The organism is Pseudomonadota bacterium, assembly GCA_039815145.1.
Taxonomy (GTDB): Bacteria; Pseudomonadota; Gammaproteobacteria; order Steroidobacterales; family JBCBZW01; genus JBCBZW01.
The window spans coordinates 1-4,072 of the sequence record JBCBZW010000239.1 but is presented as its reverse complement, the minus strand read 5'-3'; the positions used below and the strand labels follow the sequence as shown (position 1 = coordinate 4,072).

Below are 4,072 nucleotides of genomic sequence, written 5' to 3'. Positions count from 1 at the left end.
CGAAGGCAACCACGCGGAAGATGTGAAGGAGTATTACTTCCACCTCGACGGGGTGCCCAGCCACGCCTACATGAAGATGCTCTACGTGTACCCGCAGGTGCCGTACCCCTACGAGGAGCTGGTCACCGAGGGCGCCAAGCGCGGCACGGGCGAGCCGGAGCTCGAGTTGGTCGACGTGATCGGCGACGCCCTGCGCGAGGGTCGCTACTTCGACATCGTGATCGAGCAGGCCAAGGTGTCCGAGGACGATCTGATCGTGCGGATCACGGCCCACAACCGCGGCCCCGATCCCGCCCCTCTGCACATCCTGCCCCACCTCTGGTTCCCCAACACCTGGTCGTGGGGTCACGACGACAGGCGACCCACGCTGGCGGCCGTCGAGGGCGGCGTCGTGCGCGCGGACGAGCGTCACCTGGGTGCCCGCTGGCTGTACGCCCGCAGCGATGGCGACGCGAACCCAGCGCTCCTCTTCACCGAGAACGAGACCAACACCGAGCGCGTCCATCAGCACGCCAACACCCAGGCCTACGTCAAGGACGCCTTCCACGACGCGGTGGTGGAGGGGCGTGAAGATGCGGTCAACCCGGCGCACGAGGGCACCAAGGCCGCCTATCAGTTCCGTCAGGAAGTGCCCGCGGGCGGGCAGTTCACGGTGGACGTGCGCCTGTCGGACCAGCAGCAGGGCCAGCCCTTCGCCGGCTTCGAGGACACCCTGGCCCTACGCGTGGCGGAGGCTGATGAGTTCCACGCCTCGCTCTCGCGACCGGACCTCTCGTCCGACGAGCGTGAGGTGCAACGCCGTGCGATGGCGGGTCTGCTCTGGACCAAGCAGTTCTACCACTACAGCGTGGAGCACTGGGTGGCCGGCGATCCCGCCTCGCCGCCGCCGCCGCCGGAGCGCCTGCGCGGGCGCAACCACCGCTGGCGCCATCTCTACAATCGCGACGTCATCTCCATGCCGGACGGCTGGGAGTACCCGTGGTACGCGGCGTGGGACCTCGCCTTTCACGTGGTGCCCATCGCCCGCATGGACCCCGAATGGGCCAAGCGTCAGCTCGTGCTGATGCTGCGCGAGTGGTACATGCACCCCAACGGGCAGATGCCCGCCTACGAGTGGGCCCTCGGGGACGTGAACCCGCCGGTCCACGCCTGGGGCACCTGGCAGGTCTACGAGATCTCGAAGGAGATGACCGGCCATGCGGACACGGAGTTCCTCGAGCGCGTCTTCCACAAGCTGCTGCTGAACTTCACCTGGTGGGTGAACCGCAAGGACCGCGACGGCAACGACATCTTCGCAGGCGGCTTCTTAGGGCTGGACAACATCGGCGTCTTCGACCGCAGCCGCCCCCTGCCCACGGGCGGGCACATCGAGCAGGCGGACTCCACCGGCTGGATGGCCATGTTCAGCCTCAACATGCTGCGCATCGCCCTGGAGCTGGCCCAGACGCGTCCCGCGTACGAGGACGTCGCCACCAAGTTCCTCGAGCACTTCCTGGCCATCGCCAAGGCGATGAGAACCGTTTGCCCGGAACACCCGAGCCTCTGGGACGAGGAGGACGGCTTCTTCCACGACGTCATCCACCTCGACGACGACACGCGCGTGCCCATGAAGATCCGCTCCATGGTCGGCCTGGTGCCGCTGTTCGCCGTGCAGGTGCTGGAGCCGGAGCTGCTGGAGAAGCTGCCGCGCTTCAAGCGCCGTCTCGATTGGCTAGGACGCTACCGACCCCAACTCGCCGCCAACGTGCACTCGATGCTGCAGCCGGGTGAGGGCGGTCGGCGCCTGCTCTCGATCTTCGACGACGGCATGTTGAGCCGGGTCTTAGAACGGGTGCTCGATCCGCAGCAGTTCCTGTCCGATCACGGCCTGCGGGCCCTGTCGCGCGAACATGAGGCCGAGCCCTTCGTCCTGCACCTCGCGGGGGAGCGCCACGAGGTACGCTACGAGCCGGGGGATTCGAGTTCGCGCATGTTCGGCGGCAACTCGAACTGGCGTGGTCCCGTGTGGTTCCCGCTCAACTTCATGATGGTGGACGCCTTGGCGTCCTACCACCGCTACTACGGCGAGGCGCTGACCGCCGAACTGCCGACGGGCTCAGGCGAGCGTGTGCCGCTGGATGCGGTGAGTGGCGAGCTGGCGCGCCGCTTGATCGGCCTGTTTCTGCCTGACGCCGAGCTGGATGGGTGGCGTCCTGCCCTCGCGGGGATGGGCTTGCCGAACACGTCGCAGTGGAAGGAACGCATTCTCTTCCACGAGTACTTCCACGGGGATGATGGGACGGGGCGTGGCGCGAGCCACCAGACCGGTTGGACGGCGCTGGTGGCTGAACTCATCCGTCGCTACGGAGGACGCGGGCCCGCGTCCCCGTAGCCCTCAAGCTCGTTGGCTGGCGCTTCGCGAGCGCCGGCCGAGGAAGCCGAGGCCGAGGAGGCCCGACAGCAGCAGCGGCAGGGCAGCCGGCACCGGGATGGCGCTCAGGTCGGACCGCAGGTAGGAGAAGCTTCCTCCGGCACCACCGCCTCGGCCCCAGTCGGTGAACAGAACCTCTAGGTAGATGTCGTCCTCGACCAGGTAGATCACGCCCAGGCGGTCGAGGATGTTGAAGGCGAGCTCGCCCTGGCCGCCGAGGGAGGATGTCCAGTCGGTGAAGTTCAGGGCGGCGAAGTCGTCTGCGCTGATGTCGTCCGGGTTGCCGTTCAGGCCGGCGAAGGCCCAGAGCGTGCCGGCGGGGCTGCCGTCGTCAAAGCCACCTTCGGCGGCCGCGTTGAACAAGCCTTCGACGCTGGCCCGAGTGAGGGAGACGTTGTCGGTGAGGAAGTCCTGATTCTCCGCGAGCTGCGGGTCAGCGAACGGGTCCTTGGTGAAGCTCACGTCGAGCCCGGTGAACACGGTGGCGGCGTGCGCGGCGTTGGCGAGCAGCAGGCCGAGCAGGAGCATCAAGCGCATTTCGAATCCCTCCATGGAGTCCGCCAACGGTTGGGCGGAAGTTCGCGTTGAACTCGGAGGTTATCGCGTCGTTCGCCGAGCCGTAAAGCGGCCGCTGGGGTGGGTGTGACCGATCGGCGATCGGCGAACTGTAACGACGATGTATCAACCGCTTACGCCGGATTATCGCGAGCTCATGGGGCGGCTTGCTCGCGCGGCGTGTGGTGGCCGCGCGGGCGCTCACGAGCGTCGTTAGAGAACTGTGAGATTCGCGCCCTAGACTCGAGGCCGGTCAATCGTTCGGTTCGCTTCTCGGGGGAGACAAGTTGGATAGGTATGTCCGTCGCGCCGCAGCACTGCTCGCGGGACTCACGGTGAGCGGAATCGTCGGCGCGCAACCGCCCGTGCTCACCGAGGATCTCAAGCTCGTGCCGGTGCAGGGCGCGCCCAGCAACCGCTTTGGCCGCAGCGTCGACATCACTGGCACCACCGGGTTGATCGGCGAACCCTTCGCCAACGGCGCCGGGCCGAGCTCCGGGGCCGCCTATCTGTTCGACCTGCGCACCGGCCAACAGCTCGCACGCCTCACCCAGGTGGCGCAGCCCGGTGACGATTCCCCGGCCGAGGACGGCTTCGGTGAAGACGTCGCCGCCGGGGGCAACCTCGCCTTGATCGGCGCACCCAACAACGAGACCGAAGGCATCTTCTCGGGCGCGGCCTACACCTTCGACGTGGGCGACGGCGCGCAAACGGAGCGGTTGCTGCCGTTCTCACCGCCGCCGTTCATGCCGGCGGGCAGTGCCTTCGGAGAACACGTCGCCGTCAGCGACGACGGTAGTCGCATGATCATTGGCGCCCGCGGTGATACGGGCGAGGACGACCAGGGCGCGAACGGCGGAGGCGGGGCCATCTACCTCTACGACAACGTCGCCGGCACCGCCATCAAGGTGTTCGCCAGCGACGCCGCCTTCGCCGACAACTTCGGCACCAACGTGGCGATCTCCGACACTTTCGCCATCGCCAGCGCGCCCTTCAACGATGACGACGGCACCAGCTCCGGTTCGGTCTACGTGCTCGATCCCGACACCGGCGAGGAACTTGCCATCCTGCGCGCGAGCGATGCGGCGCCCCAGGACCTCTTCGGCT

General features: G+C 67.4%; 3 protein-coding genes. 2 read left to right on the top strand and 1 reads right to left on the bottom strand.

Annotated features, from left to right (window positions below):
- A partial coding sequence (locus tag AAF184_25045; protein ID MEO0425625.1) for a glucosidase occupies positions 1 to 2,371 on the top strand: 2,371 nt, incomplete at its 5' end.
- Positions 2,372 to 2,374: 3 nt separating this feature from the next.
- On the opposite strand, the gene AAF184_25040 is transcribed toward AAF184_25045, so the two are convergent.
- The gene (locus AAF184_25040) at positions 2,375 to 2,962 is read right to left on the bottom strand and encodes a hypothetical protein (GenBank protein ID MEO0425624.1); all 588 of its coding nucleotides are present in this window, start codon (positions 2,960 to 2,962) and stop codon (positions 2,375 to 2,377) included.
- A gap of 290 nt (positions 2,963 to 3,252) precedes the next feature.
- Between AAF184_25040 and AAF184_25035 the strand changes: the two genes are divergently transcribed.
- Positions 3,253 to 4,072: hypothetical protein (locus AAF184_25035; GenBank protein MEO0425623.1), on the top strand; the 820-nt coding region annotated here is incomplete at its 3' end.